At 63.3% G+C, this 15,878-nt stretch carries 17 protein-coding genes; 12 read left to right on the top strand and 5 right to left on the bottom strand.

All coding sequences use genetic code 11. The features are described from left to right. Positions 1-4: 4 nt before the first annotated feature. The gene (locus tag PQQ86_RS18905) at positions 5-739 is read left to right on the top strand and encodes an RNA polymerase sigma factor FliA (RefSeq protein WP_408199886.1); all 735 of its coding nucleotides are present in this window, start codon (positions 5-7) and stop codon (positions 737-739) included. A 58-nt stretch (positions 740-797) separates the two neighbouring features. Here the strand turns inward: PQQ86_RS18905 and PQQ86_RS18900 are convergent, their stop codons facing one another. The 5 genes from PQQ86_RS18900 to flgA all read right to left on the bottom strand — a co-directional run bounded on the left by PQQ86_RS18900 (position 798) and on the right by flgA (position 4,330). Further along, positions 798-1,208: a type II toxin-antitoxin system HicB family antitoxin gene (locus PQQ86_RS18900; protein ID WP_408269609.1), complete on the bottom strand. Its 411-nt coding sequence runs from the start codon at positions 1,206-1,208 to the stop codon at positions 798-800. After that, positions 1,205-1,387 (bottom strand): type II toxin-antitoxin system HicA family toxin, encoded by a 183-nt coding sequence (locus PQQ86_RS18895; RefSeq protein WP_408269607.1) that lies wholly within the window; start codon positions 1,385-1,387, stop codon positions 1,205-1,207. Before PQQ86_RS18895 ends, PQQ86_RS18900 begins: the two co-directional genes overlap by 4 nt. Before the next feature lie 308 nt (positions 1,388-1,695). Further along, a complete protein-coding gene (locus PQQ86_RS18890) occupies positions 1,696-2,142 on the bottom strand; it encodes a flagella synthesis protein FlgN (protein ID WP_408269604.1) in 447 nt (148 codons plus the stop codon). A 94-nt stretch (positions 2,143-2,236) separates the two neighbouring features. Beyond that, positions 2,237-2,590: a flagellar biosynthesis anti-sigma factor FlgM gene (flgM, locus tag PQQ86_RS18885; RefSeq protein WP_408269602.1), complete on the bottom strand. Its 354-nt coding sequence runs from the start codon at positions 2,588-2,590 to the stop codon at positions 2,237-2,239. A 198-nt stretch (positions 2,591-2,788) separates the two neighbouring features. Further along, entirely contained in the window at positions 2,789-4,330 is a 1,542-nt protein-coding gene (flgA, locus tag PQQ86_RS18880) for a flagellar basal body P-ring formation chaperone FlgA (protein WP_408269599.1), read from the bottom strand. 227 nt (positions 4,331-4,557) lie between these two features. Between flgA and flgB the strand changes: the two genes are divergently transcribed. The 11 genes from flgB to flgK all read left to right on the top strand — a co-directional run bounded on the left by flgB (position 4,558) and on the right by flgK (position 15,871). After that, positions 4,558-5,052 (top strand): flagellar basal body rod protein FlgB, encoded by a 495-nt coding sequence (flgB, locus tag PQQ86_RS18875; protein WP_097390687.1) that lies wholly within the window; start codon positions 4,558-4,560, stop codon positions 5,050-5,052. A 162-nt stretch (positions 5,053-5,214) separates the two neighbouring features. Continuing rightward, positions 5,215-5,640 carry a flagellar basal body rod protein FlgC gene (gene flgC / locus PQQ86_RS18870; protein ID WP_054038463.1) on the top strand — a complete coding sequence of 142 codons (426 nt, stop codon included), beginning with the start codon at positions 5,215-5,217 and terminating at the stop codon, positions 5,638-5,640. Positions 5,641-5,650: 10 nt separating this feature from the next. Then, a complete protein-coding gene (gene flgD / locus PQQ86_RS18865; RefSeq protein ID WP_408269595.1) occupies positions 5,651-6,373 on the top strand; it encodes a flagellar hook assembly protein FlgD in 723 nt (240 codons plus the stop codon). A gap of 43 nt (positions 6,374-6,416) precedes the next feature. Beyond that, positions 6,417-7,928 (top strand): flagellar hook-basal body complex protein, encoded by a 1,512-nt coding sequence (locus PQQ86_RS18860; protein ID WP_408269593.1) that lies wholly within the window; start codon positions 6,417-6,419, stop codon positions 7,926-7,928. A gap of 20 nt (positions 7,929-7,948) precedes the next feature. Next, entirely contained in the window at positions 7,949-8,707 is a 759-nt protein-coding gene (gene flgF, locus PQQ86_RS18855; protein WP_408269590.1) for a flagellar basal-body rod protein FlgF, read from the top strand. 108 nt (positions 8,708-8,815) lie between these two features. Then, positions 8,816-9,604, top strand: a complete 789-nt coding sequence (flgG, locus tag PQQ86_RS18850; protein WP_408199899.1) for a flagellar basal-body rod protein FlgG — start codon at positions 8,816-8,818, stop codon at positions 9,602-9,604. Positions 9,605-9,639: 35 nt separating this feature from the next. Continuing rightward, positions 9,640-10,338, top strand: coding sequence for a flagellar basal body L-ring protein FlgH (flgH, locus tag PQQ86_RS18845; protein WP_408269587.1), 699 nt, complete (start codon positions 9,640-9,642; stop codon positions 10,336-10,338). A gap of 2 nt (positions 10,339-10,340) precedes the next feature. Further along, positions 10,341-11,537 (top strand): flagellar basal body P-ring protein FlgI, encoded by a 1,197-nt coding sequence (locus tag PQQ86_RS18840; RefSeq protein ID WP_408269585.1) that lies wholly within the window; start codon positions 10,341-10,343, stop codon positions 11,535-11,537. Positions 11,538-11,549: 12 nt separating this feature from the next. Beyond that, entirely contained in the window at positions 11,550-12,548 is a 999-nt protein-coding gene (gene flgJ / locus PQQ86_RS18835) for a flagellar assembly peptidoglycan hydrolase FlgJ (RefSeq protein ID WP_408269582.1), read from the top strand. Between the two features lie 410 nt (positions 12,549-12,958). After that, complete coding sequence (locus tag PQQ86_RS18830; RefSeq protein WP_408269579.1) at positions 12,959-13,732, top strand: flagellar brake protein; 774 nt, start codon at positions 12,959-12,961, stop codon at positions 13,730-13,732. A 156-nt stretch (positions 13,733-13,888) separates the two neighbouring features. Then, a complete protein-coding gene (flgK, locus tag PQQ86_RS18825) occupies positions 13,889-15,871 on the top strand; it encodes a flagellar hook-associated protein FlgK (protein WP_408269576.1) in 1,983 nt (660 codons plus the stop codon). Positions 15,872-15,878: the final 7 nt, after the last annotated feature.

The following is a 15,878-nucleotide window of genomic DNA, read 5'->3' as shown; positions in this document are numbered from 1 at the left end:
CACGATGTATAACGCTCAGGGAAAGATTTCCCAAGCCGAAGTTCTGACGAAGTACGCGCCTCTCGTGCGTCGCCTCGGCTTGCAGCTCGTTGCCAAGATGCCGGCAAGCGTCGATCTCGACGACCTGATCCAGGCCGGCATGATCGGACTGCTGGACGCGGCGAGCCGCTACAAGGAAGACCAGGGCGCGCAGTTCGAGACTTACGCCAGCCAGCGGATTCGCGGCGCGATGCTCGACGAGTTGCGCAGCAACGACTGGTTGCCGCGCAGCTTGCGGCGCACGTCGCGCGAAGTTGAGTCTGCCGTTCACAAGGTCGAACAGAATCTGGGCCGCTCGGCGAGCGAAACGGAGATCGCCGAGCATCTGCAAATGCCGCTCGACGAGTACCAGTCGATGCTTCAGGATCTGCATGGCAGCCAGCTGATCTATTACGAAGACTTCGACCGTTCCGCGGACGACGAACCGTTTCTCGACCGTTATTGCGTCGATCATTCGGACCCGCTGTCGGCGCTGATGGACGATAGCCTGCGCTCGGCGCTGGTCGAGGCGATCGATCGCCTGCCGGAGCGCGAGAAGCTGCTGATGTCGCTGTACTACGAACGCGGCATGAACCTGCGCGAAATCGGCGCGGTGATGGAAGTCAGCGAATCGCGGGTGTGCCAGTTGCACAGCCAGGCGGTGGCGCGCTTGCGCACGCGCCTGCGCGAAATGGCCTGGGCGAACGCCGAGGCGACTTGAACTGAGCTGAGATGGATGGCCGGCGGTGCGCGAAACGTCCGCCTGGTTTTCTCTCCTGTTACGCGTCCGCCATCTCATGCTCCGCGGCCAGCGCGAGAAATGCCGAACGCGACATGCCACGCGCCTCTACGTAAGCGTCGATATCCTGAACCAGCGCCTCAGGCAGTGAGATATTGATGCGCACCGCCTTCTTCAACGCCGGAATATTCCGCGTTGTCACGAAACCCCACGTGAAACCCGCATAGTCTGGATTACGCCGATGCTCGTCCAGCGTCAGCCGTTCGGGAATCGGCAACCCTTCGTCGAGCAGTGTATCCAGATGCGCCTCGATCGCCTCCTTCGCGTTCGCGTAGGCTTCTTCCAGCGAATCGCCCGCCGAATGACAACCCGGAATGTCGGGAATGACCACGCCGAACGCGTGATGCGTGTCACCAGGTTCGATCGCGATCGGGAAAATCAGGTTTTTCATTTCAGGCCCGCCTGTTTCAAGATGCTGTTCAGTGTGCCGGGCGGAAGATCTTTCTTCGGATGCGGGATGGTCACGAGACCGGCTTTTACCGCGTGCCGGAAATGGTGATGGCTGCCGGATATGCGGATCAGCCGCCAACCATCGGCTTGAATCACTTTGGCGACCTCGGCACTGTGCATACTGCACTCCTCGAATCATACACACGATTACACAACCTCGCGAGTGGGTAACGTTCTGCCTGGTTCGTCAAAGGCAGCCTTGAAAGCTGCACGTGACGGCGGATAGGCCCAGTGGGGAAGCCGTGATTTCAACGTGGTGGAGGATTTCGCGCTACCTGGCCGGATGGCTAACGCGCGTTGGAGGCGGGCGTGGGCGCCCTACGCGGGAAGGGGAAAACAAAAAGGGCTCGTCAAAGACGAGCCCTTTTTGTTCAAAGCAATCCACTCAATTGCGTCGGCGCGGGAAACGCGCCGCTCCAGCAAAATCGTCAGGCGGCGGGACGCGCAGGAATCCGGCCATCCGGTCCATAAAAACCGGCCTTCTGCGGCACGGCCACCTGTAGCGCCGTTAGCGCGCGCTGGTTGTAGTCCATTCGCACGCGGATCAGTTCACCGTTACTCGTATTGAAGCGTCGCGCCCGTTCGGCGGCCTTTTGCAGCAGCGCCCATTGGTCGGCCGCCCGCGCATCCGCGCTGGCGGCAAGCTCCATGCCGGGCCAGCCGGTCGGAAGGCCCATTTCCGCGAGCAGCGTGTCACGGGCGGTCTCGAGCCTGGCAAGCAGGCCGATCAGTTCGGTCTTCTTCTCGACGATCGGCGGCAGCAGTTCCAGCGGCGACAGGGCAGTCAGCGCCTTGGTCTCGAGCGTCAGAATCGAGGCGAACGCCTCGACGGCCGAATATTCTTCGATGAGGGTGGCAAGCAGGGCGTCTTTCATCTCAACAACTCGCTGAACACGACGACTCGCGCATGATTCGCGAGCCGGGTTTGTCGAATGCCGCCCGGCAATTCACCGTACTTCGATGCGTCGATTAGTTGCCGGTCGACGAGGTTTTGCTTTGCAACAGTTCGCGCGCGGTATTCAGCACGCCGTCGGCGATCTTGCTGGAATCGATCTTCAGCGAGCCATCCTTGATGGCTGTCTTGATCGACTCGACGTGCGCCGTGTCGATATCGGCCGAGCCGGACGCCGCGAGGCTGCGCAGATGCTGCGACAGACCCGACAGGCTGACGCTGGCGTCGCCCGAACCGCTGGTGGTGGTCTGCGGGGTCGTGCCCGCACTCTGCGCGTTGCTGTTCGCGGTCGTCGCGTCGCTTTGCTGTGAGCGCGACAGGGCGTCTTTCAACGTCGGCAGATTCGAATTGGTTGTGGAATCGACTTTCACGATGGGCTTCCTGAACGATTTGATCTTGATAACGGCAACCACTGATCAAAACTTTAGCGCAATCGCTCCAGGTTTTGCCTCGTCTTTCAAGACGATCCGGCCCCACGACGGGCCCGACATTCACTTCGCCAGCCGTACCGGCCGTCGCGTGTGAATCCACGCGGGCGGACGGCCTGCCGGGCTTGGTTCCGGACCGCTTCACAGCTGGATCTCCACCGTCGAACCATCCTTGACGATGCCGGAGATGATCTGGCCGTTGGCCGTCTTCACCCGTACCTGCTGGCCCGGTGATGCGTTGTTCATCGCGCTGCCTTCGGCCGAAATCGCGAAACCGTCGCCCGCCGCGACAACCCGCACCGTTTGCCCGATCGATACCGACGACGCGCTTTTCAGCATGTCGCGGCGCAGCGGCATGCCGCCGGCGATGCGCACGAGCGACACTGAGCCGACTGCCTGTGACGGGTCCGTGACGATCGCTTGCGGCAAACCGGTCAGGTCGCCGTCGCGCGCAACGAGGTCGGCGGCGGTGAACACTTCGCCTGGCGCCATTGCGCGGGCGGCCAGATAGTAGGTGGCGCGCAACGAAATGCGGGCTTGCAGATAGATGGTCCACGGCCGTTCGCCGGCGCAACGCACCCCGACGGTCATGCGGCCCCACAGGCGCGCGCCGCTGGGCATGAAGGGTTCGAGCATCGTGCAGGCCGCGAGCCCGCGCGGAAACGCCGGCGCGACGGTGATTTCGACCTTGCCGGGCAAGCCCGCCGATTGCTGCTGCAGGAAGGCGAGTGCCGCACTGCGAATCGCCTCGGAGTCTTGTTGGCCGGCCAGCGGGACGGGTTGCGCCACGGCTGCGGGTCGCAGATTCTGTTGCGCGACAGCCGGCGGCGCCTGGCGCATCGATAGCGTGCGGGCGATGGTGGCAGGCGGTGTCGGCAATGGCGCGGGTGTCGGCGCGGCTACCGCCGTGATCGCGACGGGTTTACCGTTCGCGCCCAATTGCGGCGGCTCGCCGCGCGAAGCAAGACTGTCGAAGCCACCGGACGCGGACGCTGGCGTGCCGGCGGCCACGCCGTTAGGCGCATTGGCAACGACCGACTGCACGCCTCCGGTTTGCCGCCCGGCATTGAGTGACGGCGCCGGCGTCACCACAACCGGCACGACCTGACGCGAGCCCGGCGCCACATTGACGCGTGCAATCCCGGCCGCCGGATTAGTTGCGGCCGCGGCCACATTGGCGCTTCCCGGCGCGGGAATCGTCACGACGCCGTTCGCGTCGGGCTTGAAACTGGTACGGATCATCTGCGGCGCAGCAGGCGGCTCGTCCGCGCCCGGAATGACGATCGAGCCGCTCGCATTGGCGGCGCGCGTGAATTGATCGGCGTCGCGCGCGAGTGGCCCCGGCGTCAGCGACTGCGCGGTAGCGGCGGCGAGCGTCGCAGCGGAGCCCGTGCGTTTCGCGGGCGTTGCCTGCATCTGCGCGGCCAGATCGTTGAGCGCGGCCGGATTCTTTTCGCCCGGACCGGGAATCACGATCGGGCCACCGGCGTCCTGAGCCTGCTGAGCCTGTGTCGTGGTCGGCAGCAGCACGATGCCGCCGGCGACCCATACCGCCAGGTTCACGATAAGGCGAGTCAGGAGACGGGATGCACCGCGCGAAGCGCGCCGCACCGCGCCCTTACCCACGCGATGCGCCGCCGCGCAGCTTGCGCGGTGCGTCAGATCGAAGGTGGGTTGGTCCATCGTGTTTCTCCATCGAATGCCTCGGTACGCCTTGCATTCTAGTGAGCGCCCCCATTGCGCAAACGTTGAATAGAAGCCCCCTTTCCCGGTTATTCGTTCGATTGCCACTTGCGTTCGGCCCATAAGATGCACTTCATACAAAAAGGTCTTCCCGGCCGACGCAGTCCTCATGCGAGGCACAGCGCGGCGCAAACGGGAAGCCTCGGGAACGTTCTCCGGAGATTTCTATGCTGGACAAACTCGATGCCGAATTCGCCTTTGGCCGCCAGGCGCTCGATGTGCGCGCTTACCGGCAGGAACTGCTGTCGTCGAATATCGCCAACGCCGATACCCCCGGGTACAAGGCGCGCGACGTCGACTTCGCTTCGTCGCTGGCCGGCGCGCTGAAGAAGACCGGCGGCGGTGCGGGCACCGGCGCCTCGAACAACTCGACGCTCGCCATGACGCAGCCCGCAGGGGTGACGAGCGGCATGTCGATGGCGTCGACCGCGCCGGGTCACATGTCCGGCAAGACGACGCTGACGCCGACCGGCGGCACGCCGGACGACTACGGCAATCTGCAGTACCGCATTCCGACGCAACCCGCGCTCGACGGCAACACGGTCGACATCGATACGGAACGGGTGCAGTTCGCGGACAACACGTTGCACTTCGAATCGGGCATGACGGTGCTGTCGGGCCAGATCAAGACGATGCTCGCGGCAATCCAGTCGGGCTCGTAAATAGCCGGCACCACGACCGGCGCAGTACCAGATACGCAGTACGCAGGAACAATCGCTACGGGATTTAACTTGAAGCCGGGTCGAACCGTGCAACTGCGTTGCATGGGATCGGAGTAAGCGCTAAAGCGCCAACTCCGATCGACATAGGAGAGGGAAGGAAACATGCCATCTTTGATGAACATTTTTGGTGTTGCAGGCTCCGCGATGTCAGCGCAGTCGCAGCGGCTCAACGTGACGGCGTCGAATCTCGCCAACGCGGACAGCACGACCGGTCCGGACGGCCAGCCGTACAAGGCCAAGCAGGTCGTGTTCGCGGTCAGCCCGATCGGCGGTGCGCGCACGGGCTCGGGCCAGCAGATCGGTGGCGTGCAGGTCACCGGCGTGGTCGACGACCCGACGCCGATGAAGACCGCCTACGACCCCGGCAACCCGGCGGCCAACCCGGACGGTTACGTCACGCTGCCCAACGTCGACCCGGTGCAGGAAATGGTCAACATGATCTCGGCCTCGCGTTCTTACCAGGCCAACGTCGAGACCCTGAACACCGCCAAGACACTGATGTTGAAAACGCTCACGATCGGAACCTGAGGAGAATTCCTTGACCACCAACACCACCATCGGCAGCAGCGGCACGAACGTGTCGCAAACGCTGCTCGATACGATGAACGGCACGAGCAGCGCCTCGAGCTCGACCAGTTCCACCGGCAGCACGTCGGGCACCTCGGCGACCGATCTGCAGAATACTTTCCTGCAGCTGCTCGTCGCGCAGCTGAAGAATCAGGATCCGACCAATCCGATGGACAGCTCGCAGATGACCTCGCAGCTGGCGCAGATCAACACGGTGTCGGGCATCAGCCAGCTGAACACGACGCTCACCTCGCTGGCCACGCAGATGTCGGCAGGCCAGCAGTCGCAAGCCGCGCTGCTGATCGGCTCGACCGTGCTCGCGCCGGGCAGCTCGGTGTCGGTTGCGAGCGGCAAGGCTGGCGCGTTCGGCGTGCAGCTCGCCAACTCGGTGAGCGATCTGCAGGTGGTCGTCAAGAACTCGGCGGGCACGATCGTCAACACGATCGACCTCGGCAAGCAGTCGGCGGGCACGATTCCGGTGGGCTGGACGCCGACCGATTCGGCCGGCAACACGCTGCCAGACGGCACCTACACGATCAGCGCGGTCGGCACAATCAACGGCCAGCAGGCGACAGCCACGACGCTCGCGGGCGCGACGGTGCAAAGCGTCGTCATGCAGAGCAGCGGTACGCCGGGCCTCGTGCTGTCGAACGGCACGACCGTGGGGCTGACCAGCGTCGCCGCCATCCTCTGATTCAGATTCAGTCAGTTACGACTTTCCAGATACGGAGACCGTCATGGGTTACCAACAAGGTTTGAGTGGTTTGTCCGCGTCGTCGAGCGACCTCGACGTGATCGGCAACAACATTGCCAACGCGAATACGGTTGGCTTCAAGAGCGGCGCGGCGCAATTCGCCGACATGTACGCCAATTCAGTGGCGACCGCGGTGGGCAACCAGGTCGGCATCGGCACCAAGCTCTCTGAAGTGCAGCAGCAGTTCTCGCAAGGCACGATCACCAGCACCAACCAGGCGCTCGACGTCGCGATCAACGGCAACGGCTTCTTCCAGCTGTCGAACAACGGTTCGCTGGTGTACTCGCGCAACGGCGTGTTCCAGCTCGACAAGAACGGCAACATCACCAATGCGCAAGGCCTGCAACTGATGGGCTACGCCGCGAACAGCGCGGGCGTCATCAACACCGCGCAGACCGTGCCGCTCAGCGTGCCGACCGCGAACATCGCACCGCAGGCGACCACCAAGATCGTCGCCGGTTTGAACCTGAACGCGCAGGACCCGCTGATGCTCGGCACGCCGGCCGTGACGCCCGGCGGCACCAACGCGGGTACGCTCACGACGACCGGTGCAACCATCACGAACACCGCGTCGGGCACGAACAACGACAACTACACCGTCAACTTCACAAGCCCGACGACCTATACGGTGACCGACAGCACGCTCGGCACCACGACCGCCGCCGCTACGTACACGGCAGGCACCGCGATCCAGCTCGGCAACGGCCAGACCATCACGTTCACCGGCACGCCGGCGAGCGGCGACAGCTACGCGGTCGCGCCGACCCCGGTGGCGTTCAACCAGAACAGCTCGTCGACGTACAACTACTCGACCAGCACGACGGTCTACGATTCGCTCGGTGGTTCGCAGACGGTCAACATGTACTTCGCCAAGACCTCGGCCGGTACGTGGAACGTATACGCGGGCACGTCGACCGGCACCGCGAGCCTGGTCGGTCACGCGAACTTCAATTCGTCGGGCACGCTGCTCGGCACGACCGACGCGGCTGGCGTCGCCACCACCACCCCGTTCGTCTTCAACTTCGGCATTCCGACCACCGACGGTTCGTCGACGCCGCAGAGCCTGACGTTGAACATCGCCGGCACGACGCAGTACGGCGGCAAGGATGGTGTGAACTCGCTGCAGCCCGACGGCTACGCAGCTGGCACGCTGACGAGCTTCACGATCGGCGCCGACGGCACGCTGACCGGCAACTACTCGAACCAGCAAACCGCGGCGCTTGGCCAGGTCGTGCTCGCGAACTTCTCGAACCAGAACGGCCTCGTGAATCTCGGCAACAACGAATTCCAGCAGACCTCGCAATCGGGTGTCGCGCAGATCTCCACACCGGGCTCGACCAACCACGGCGTGCTGCAGGGCGGCGCGGTGGAAAACTCGAACGTCGATCTGACGAGCGAACTGGTGAACCTGATCACCGCGCAACGCAACTATCAGGCGAACGCGCAGACGATCAAGACCCAGCAGACCGTCGACCAGACCCTGATCAACCTGTAAGCGACCGGGACTAACCTATCATGGATCGGCTGATCTACACCGCGATGTCGGGCAGCACGCAAGCGCTCGAACAGCAGGCTATCGTTGCCAACAACCTGGCGAACGCCTCGACCACCGGCTTTCGCGCGCAGCTTGCGACTTTCCGCGCCGTGCCGATGGCGTTCGGCGACGGCAGTTCGATCAACGACGACACCACGCGCACCTTCGTGCTGTCGTCGACGCCGGGCGCCGACTACACGCCGGGGCCGATCCAGCAGACGGGCAACCCGCTCGACGTGGCGATTCAGGGTCCGGGCTGGCTGGCGGTGCAAACCGCCGACGGCAACGAGGCTTATACGCGCGCCGGCAATCTGCACGTCGATGAGAACGGTCAACTGGTGAACGCCATGAACCAGACGGTGCTCGGCAACGGCGGTCCGGTATCGGTGCCGCCGGGCGCGGAAATCACCATCGGCAAGGACGGCACGGTGTCCGCGCTGACGCCGGGCGATCCGCCGACCGCGGTGGTGACGGTCGATCAGCTGAAGCTGGTGAATCCGGATCCGCAAACCATGACGCGCGGCGACGATGGCTTGTTTCGCACCGGCGACGGCAATGCCGCCGACGCCGATCCGACTGTCACGCTGGCGCCGGCATCGCTTGAAGGCAGCAACGTGAATCCGGTCAGTGCGATGGTCGCGATGATCACCAACGCCCGCCAGTTCCAGATGCAGACCAAGCTGCTGGAAAACGCGGACAAGAATGATCAGTCCGCCAACCAGCTGCTCAGCTTTAGTTAACGGGATGGGACCGGAGTAAGTGCTGAAGCACTAACTCCGATCGACAGCCTTGCATGGGACCGGAGTAAGTGCTGAAGCACTAACTCCGGTCGACACAGGAGAAGAATAGTGAATCGCTCGCTCTACATCGCCGCCACCGGCATGAATGCGCAACAGGCGCAGATGGACGTGATTTCGAACAACCTCGCGAACGTCAGCACCAACGGCTTCAAAGGCTCGCGCGCGGTGTTCGAGGATCTGCTGTATCAGACCATCCGTCAGCCGGGTGCGAACTCAACGCAAAACACCGAACTGCCGTCCGGTATCCAGCTCGGCACGGGTGTGCAACAGGTTGCGACCGAACGTCTCTACACGCAGGGCAACCTGCAGCAGACTGGCAACTCGAAAGACGTCGCCATCAACGGTCAGGGCTTTTTCCAGGTGCAGATGCCCGACGGCACGACTGCCTACACGCGTGACGGTTCGTTCCAGACCAACGCGCAAGGCCAGCTCGTCACGTCGAGCGGCTACCAGGTGATTCCGGCGATCACGATTCCGAACAACGCGACTTCGCTGACCATCGGCAGCGACGGCGTGGTGTCGATCACCGTCGCCGGCCAGACCAACAGCCAGCAACTCGGCTCGATGCAGATCGCCACCTTCATCAACCCGACCGGTCTGGATGCGAAGGGTGAAAACCTGTTCTCGGAAACGGCCTCGTCGGGTGCGCCGAACGTCGCGCAACCGGGCCTGAACGGCGCCGGCACGCTGAATCAGGGTTACGTGGAAGCATCGAACGTGAACGTGGTGCAGGAACTGGTGAACATGATCCAGACGCAGCGCGCTTACGAAATCAACAGCAAGGCCGTGACGACTTCCGACCAGATGCTGCAGACCCTCAGCCAGATGCAGGTTTAAGGCTAGGGACTGGGAATTAACAGGCGGTAGACAAGATGTCGCACTTCACTCGTAATCCGGTTCACTCGCGTACCGCTCAGGCGCTTGTGCAGCTCACGCTGCTCACCGCACTGGGTGGCTGCGGCCTCGTGCCGAAGCAGCCGATCACCCAGCAGCCGATGACGGCCGTCCCGCCGATGCCGCCGCAAGCTCAGTCGCCGGGCTCGATCTTCAACCCGGGTTACGCGGGCCGGCCGCTGTTCGAAGATCAGCGGCCGCGCAATGTGGGCGACATCCTGACGATTGTGATTCAGGAAAACGTCAACGCAACGAAGTCGTCGGGCGCCAACGCGAATCGCTCGGGCAACACCAACTTCAACGTGCCGACCGCGGGCTTCCTCGGCGGCCTGTTCGGCAAGACCAACCTGAGCGCGACCGGCGGCAACGTGTTCAACGGCACCGGCGGCGCGAACGCGTCGAACACCTTCAACGGCACCATCACCGTGACGGTGACGGGCGTGCTGCCGAACGGCAACCTGATGGTGAGCGGCGAAAAGCAGATGCTGATCAACCAGGGCGATGAATTCGTGCGCTTCTCCGGCGTGGTGAATCCGAACACGATCTCCAACCTGAACGCCGTCTACTCGACCCAGGTGGCCGACGCGAAGATCGAATACTCCGCAAAGGGCTATCTCAACGAAGCCGAGAACATGGGCTGGTTGCAGCGGTTCTTCCTCAACGTGTCGCCGTGGTGATCATGCGTACTGTCTTCTTTCGCTCCAGCCACCTCAGCCGCTTCGCGCGACTCGTTCAGCTCGGCCGTGCTGTGGCGTTTTTCGCGCTCGCCTGCGCCGCGCTGCCGGTGGCGACGCCTGCATACGCCGAACGCCTGAAGGACCTCGTGCAGATTCAGGGCGTGCGCGACAACCCGCTGATCGGCTACGGCCTCGTCGTTGGTCTCGACGGCACGGGCGACCAGACCACGCAGACGCCGTTCACCACGCAGACGCTCGCCAACATGCTGGCGAACCTCGGCATCTCGATCAACAACCAGGCGGCGGGCTCGACCAACCAGCAGTCGTCGCTATCGAACATCCAGTTGAAGAACGTCGCCGCGGTGATGGTGACGGCGGTGCTGCCGCCGTTCGCGCGCCCCGGCGAAGCGATCGACGTGACGGTTTCTTCGCTCGGTAACGCCAAGAGCCTGCGCGGCGGCACGCTGCTGCTTACGCCGCTCAAGGGCGCCGATGGCCAGGTGTATGCGCTCGGCCAGGGCAACCTGGCGGTGGGCGGCGCCGGCGCGAGCGCGAACGGCAGCAAGGTGCAGGTGAATACGCTGGCCGCGGGCCGCATCGCCGGCGGCGCGATCGTCGAACGCGCGGTGCCCACCTCGGTATCGCAAGCGGGCACGATGCAGCTCGACCTGAACGAAATGGACTACGACACCACGCAGCGCGTCGTGGCCGCGGTGAACAACGCGTTCGGCAGCGGCACCGCCATGGCGCTCGACGGCCGCACGATTCAACTGCGCGCGCCGTCCGATCCGGAGCAGCAGGTCGCCTTCATGGCGCAATTGCAGAACCTCGACGTCAAGCCGGCGCAAGCCGCCGCGAAGGTGATCCTGAACGCGCGCACCGGTTCGATCGTGATGAATCAGATGGTCACGCTGCAGAGCTGCGCGGTGGCGCACGGCAATCTCTCGGTGGTGATCAATACGCAGCCGGTGGTGAGTCAGCCGGGTGCATTCTCGAACGGCCAGACAGTAGTGGCCAAGCAGTCGCAGATTCAGATGAAGCAGGACAACGGCGCGCTGAAGATGGTGACCGCCGGCGCCAACCTCGCCGATGTGGTGAAGGCGCTCAACGCACTGGGTGCGACGCCCGCGGATCTGATGTCGATCCTGCAGGCCATGAAAGCGGCGGGCTCTTTGCGCGCCGACCTGGAAATCATCTAAGGAAGACAACAGATGAATTCGGATACGACCAACTCCGCCAATGCGGCGAACGACCTGACCCAGCGCTTCGCGCTCGACGTGCAGGGCTTCGGCAAGCTGAGCGCACAGGCCAAGGCTTCGCCGCAAGCCGGCATGAAAATGGCGGCGCAGCAGTTCGACGCGGTGTTCACCCAGATGATGCTGAAGAGCATGCGCGATGCGACGCCACAGGATGGCCCGTTCGATTCGCACGATAGCGCCACCTTCACGTCGATGATGGATCAGCAGTTGTCGCAACAGCTGTCGCAGAAGGGCATTGGTGTCGCCGACGCGATGCTCAAGCAGATGATGCGCAATCAGGGCATGCAGGTGGGCGGCGCGAGCGGCGCAGGTGGCGGTCTCACCGGCATGGCCAATGCGCTCGGTGGCGGCAGCGGCGGCAACGAAGGCCAGACCGCGGCGCTGAACGCGCTCGCGAAGGCCTACGGCAACGCGCAGGCCAATGGTCAGCTGGCGATGGGCAAGGGCTACTCGGCCAACAGCGCGCTGACGCCGCCAATCAAAGGTAACGGCACTTCGGCGAAGGTCGACGCCTTTGTCGACAAGCTCGCCGAGCCGGCGCAAGCCGCCAGCGCCGCAACCGGCATTCCGGCGCGCTTCATCATCGGCCAGGCCGCGCTCGAATCGGGTTGGGGCAAGAGCGAGATCAAGAAGTCGGACGGCTCGCCCAGCCACAACGTGTTCGGCATCAAGGCGACTAAAGACTGGACCGGCAAGACCGTCTCGACGGTCACGACCGAGTATGTGAACGGCAAGCCGCAGCGCACCGTCGAAAAATTCCGTGCATACGACTCGTACCAGGAAGCGATGACCGACTACGCGAGCATGCTCAAGGGCAACCCGCGTTATGCGCAGGTAATCAATTCAGCGCATGACGTGAATGGCTTTGCCAACGGCATGCAGCGCGCAGGTTACGCGACCGATCCGCATTACGCGAAAAAGCTGATGTCCATCATGCAGAAAATGGGCTGACCTGCCGTTAATGCAGGTGTGCAGTCGCACTCGACTGCACAGCCGATGAGTTTATGCAGTCTGATTTTCTCGAATAAAGTATGCACGCGACGGGGCCAGGTGCATAACAAGACGGACGAGGCCGGCCGCCTACGGGCGGCCGGTCCACCCGCATAACCGGCGTGATTGTTGCCGGTATTCAATGCACACGGATTCCACTGCCGGAATATCGGCGTTTAACGTTTGCGGCAAATATTTCATTACACGCCCCTAAATTTTGGCTGAATGCTGCCGCTAATCAGTTAGACCCGATACCGGAAAGCGTTTAACGTCCGGTTGAATGCGCGTGCTGCGGCTTCGATGAAGACCGCGCGAAAGCCCCGGCAGGAGCCCTGGCACGCGCCCGCAAGAACATGCATACCGGCAAGCCCATGGATACTACCCAGTCGCACGGCCAGACCGACGCACCCGGCCAGTCGCACGCCACGCTAGACGAAAGCGCTCCCGATTTCGGCCGTCGCAATCCGCTGGAGATTGGCGTTCAGTTACGCAACCTCGTCAATCGAGGCGATTTCCTCACCGTTGAATATGCGGGCGGTCAGCTCGTGACGCGCCTGCTCGATGTCGATGTGCGTGGGCGCACCTTCACTTTCGATTGGGGCGCGCTCTCCGAACAGAACAAAGGTTTATTGGGCGCGCCGCGTTGCCAGTTCCACGCGTCGCCTGATGGCGTGCGCGTCGAGTTTGCCACCGGCACGCCGCGCGAAACCCGCTACGAAGGACTGCCCGCATTCGAGTCCGATTTCCCCGAAGTGCTGTTCCACGTGCAGCGCCGCGAGTATTTCCGCGTCGATGCGCCGATTCTCGATCCGTATATGTGCAGCGGCCGTTTGCCCGAAGGCGATACGTTCCGCTTCGAAGTGCACGATCTGTCGCTCGGCGGTGTCGGCATGCGTACCGCGGACCAACGCGTGGCCGAATTGCCGATGGGCACGCGGCTGCAGGATTGCGAACTGTCGCTCGGCTCGCTCGGCCGGCTTTCGCTCGATCTGCAACTGGTGTCGCACCGCTCCACCGCGTTGCCGAACGGCACGCAGCGCTATCAACTCGGCTTCCGTTTTCTGACGCTGCCGGGCAGCGCCGAAAACACGCTGCAACGTCTGATTACGCAACTCGAAATGAAGCGCCGCTCACTGGTGCGCTGAACGGCGAAAGAACCTTGCTGCACTTGCCTCGCAAACGTTGAAACAAACGTCGGACAAGCATCGGAATGGCCCTCAATTTTTCCTCGCGGGGGCCGTTAAACAGGATGTTCAAGTAACGCGGCGGCAAGTGGTCGGTGTCGCCCTTCAGGATGACGCATGTCGAGCAACCTCATCAATCTCGGACTCAGTGGACTGAACGCAGCCCAGTGGGGACTTACGACGACCGGCCAGAACATCAGCAACGCGTCGACGCCGGGCTACACGATCGAAACGCCGGTCTATGCGGAAGCCGGTGGTCAATACACGGGTTCCGGCTTTTTGCCGCAGGGCGTCTCGACCGTCACCGTGACGCGCCAGTACAGCCAGTATCTGACCACTGAGCTGAACAATGCGCAGAGCTCGGGCAGCTCGCTGTCGGCGTACAACACGATGATCTCGCAGCTCAACAATCTGATCGGCAGCCCGACCGCCGGCATTGCGAGCGCGATCACCAGTTATTTCACCGGTCTGCAGAACGTCTCGAACAACGCCTCCAGTCTGGCCACCCGCCAGACCGCGATGAGCGGCGCGCAGACGCTCGCGAACCAGATCAATGCCGCGGGTCAGCAATACGACTCGCTGCGCCAGAGCGTCAACACGCAGCTCAGCAACACCGTTTCGCAGATCAACAGCTACACGCAGCAGATCGCCCAGCTGAACGGGCAGATCTCCGCCGCCAGCTCGCAAGGTCAGCCGCCGAACCAGCTGATGGATCAACGCGATCAGGCTGTGTCGAACCTGTCGCAACTGATCGGCGTGAACGTCGTGAACAGCAACGGCAGCTACAGCGTCTTCATGGGCAACGGCCAGCCGCTCGTGTCGTCCACCAACAGCTACAACCTGGGCACGGCGCCTTCGACGGGCGACACCAGCGAACTGTCGGTGCAGTATCTTGGCCTCGCCGGCGCGAACCCGGCCGCCGCGCCGCAAAATCTGCCGGACAGCAAAGTCTCGGGCGGCACACTCGGTGGCCTTCTCGCGTTCCGCAGCCAGACGCTGGATCCGGCCGAAGCGCAACTCGGCGCAATTGCGGTGAGCTTCGCTTCACAGGTCAACGCGCAGAACAGCCTCGGTATTACGCTTGCCGGCGCCCAAGGCGGCGCGCTGTTCTCGGTGGGCAGCCCGACCGTCTACGCGAATACGCAGAACACCGGCAACGCGTCGTTGAGCGTCTCGTTCGCGAATTCCGCGCAGCCGACCACCGGCGATTACACGCTGGCCTATAACGGCACCACCTACACACTGACCGACAATTCGAGCGGCGCGGTGGTGGGCTCGGCGACCAATCTGAGCCAGCCGATCAACGGCCTGAATTTCTCGACCACCGGCACGATGAACGCCGGCGATTCGTTCACGGTCGAACCGACCCGTGGCGCGCTGAACAGCTTCAACACCGCAACCACGGACCCGTCGGCGATCGCTGCTGCCGCACCGGTACTTGGTTCCGCAACGGCGAGCAATACCGGCACCGCTACGATCACGCAAGGCACGGTGACAGCCGGCTACACGATGCCGAATGCGACGACCACGCTGTCGTACAACGGCACCGGCCTGACCGGCTTCCCGGCGAACTCGACGGTGACGGTGACAGCCGGCACGCCGCCGACCACCACCACGTACGACACCACCACGACGCCCGTCATTCCGTATTCGGCGACCACCGGCGCGACGCTGACGATCAACAACGCGACAGCCGGCAGCATGAACGGCGTGACGGTGACGATCAGCGGCGCACCGGCTAGCGGCGACACGTTCACCATCGGCCCGAACACCGGCGCGAACAACGACGGCCGCAATGCGCTGGCGCTGTCGAACCTGTCCGCGGCGAAGGCATTGGCCGGCGGCACGGTCACGCTGACGGGCGCGTATGCGAACTACGTCAACGAGGTCGGCAACCAGACCAACCAGATTCAGACCTCGAGCACGGCGCAGACCTCGCTGGTGACGCAGATCACCACCGCGCAGCAGTCGGTCTCGGGCGTGAATATCAACGAAGAAGCAGCCAACCTGCTTCAGTATCAGCAGCTCTATCAGGCGAACAGCAAGGTCATCCAGACTGCGCAGACCCTGTTCCAGACGATACTCGGCATCTTCCAGTGAGGCGTTG

Source organism: Paraburkholderia sediminicola (genome assembly GCF_046026675.1).
Taxonomy (GTDB): Bacteria; Pseudomonadota; Gammaproteobacteria; order Burkholderiales; family Burkholderiaceae; genus Paraburkholderia; species Paraburkholderia sediminicola_F.
This window is presented reverse-complemented; position numbering and strand designations above follow the sequence as displayed.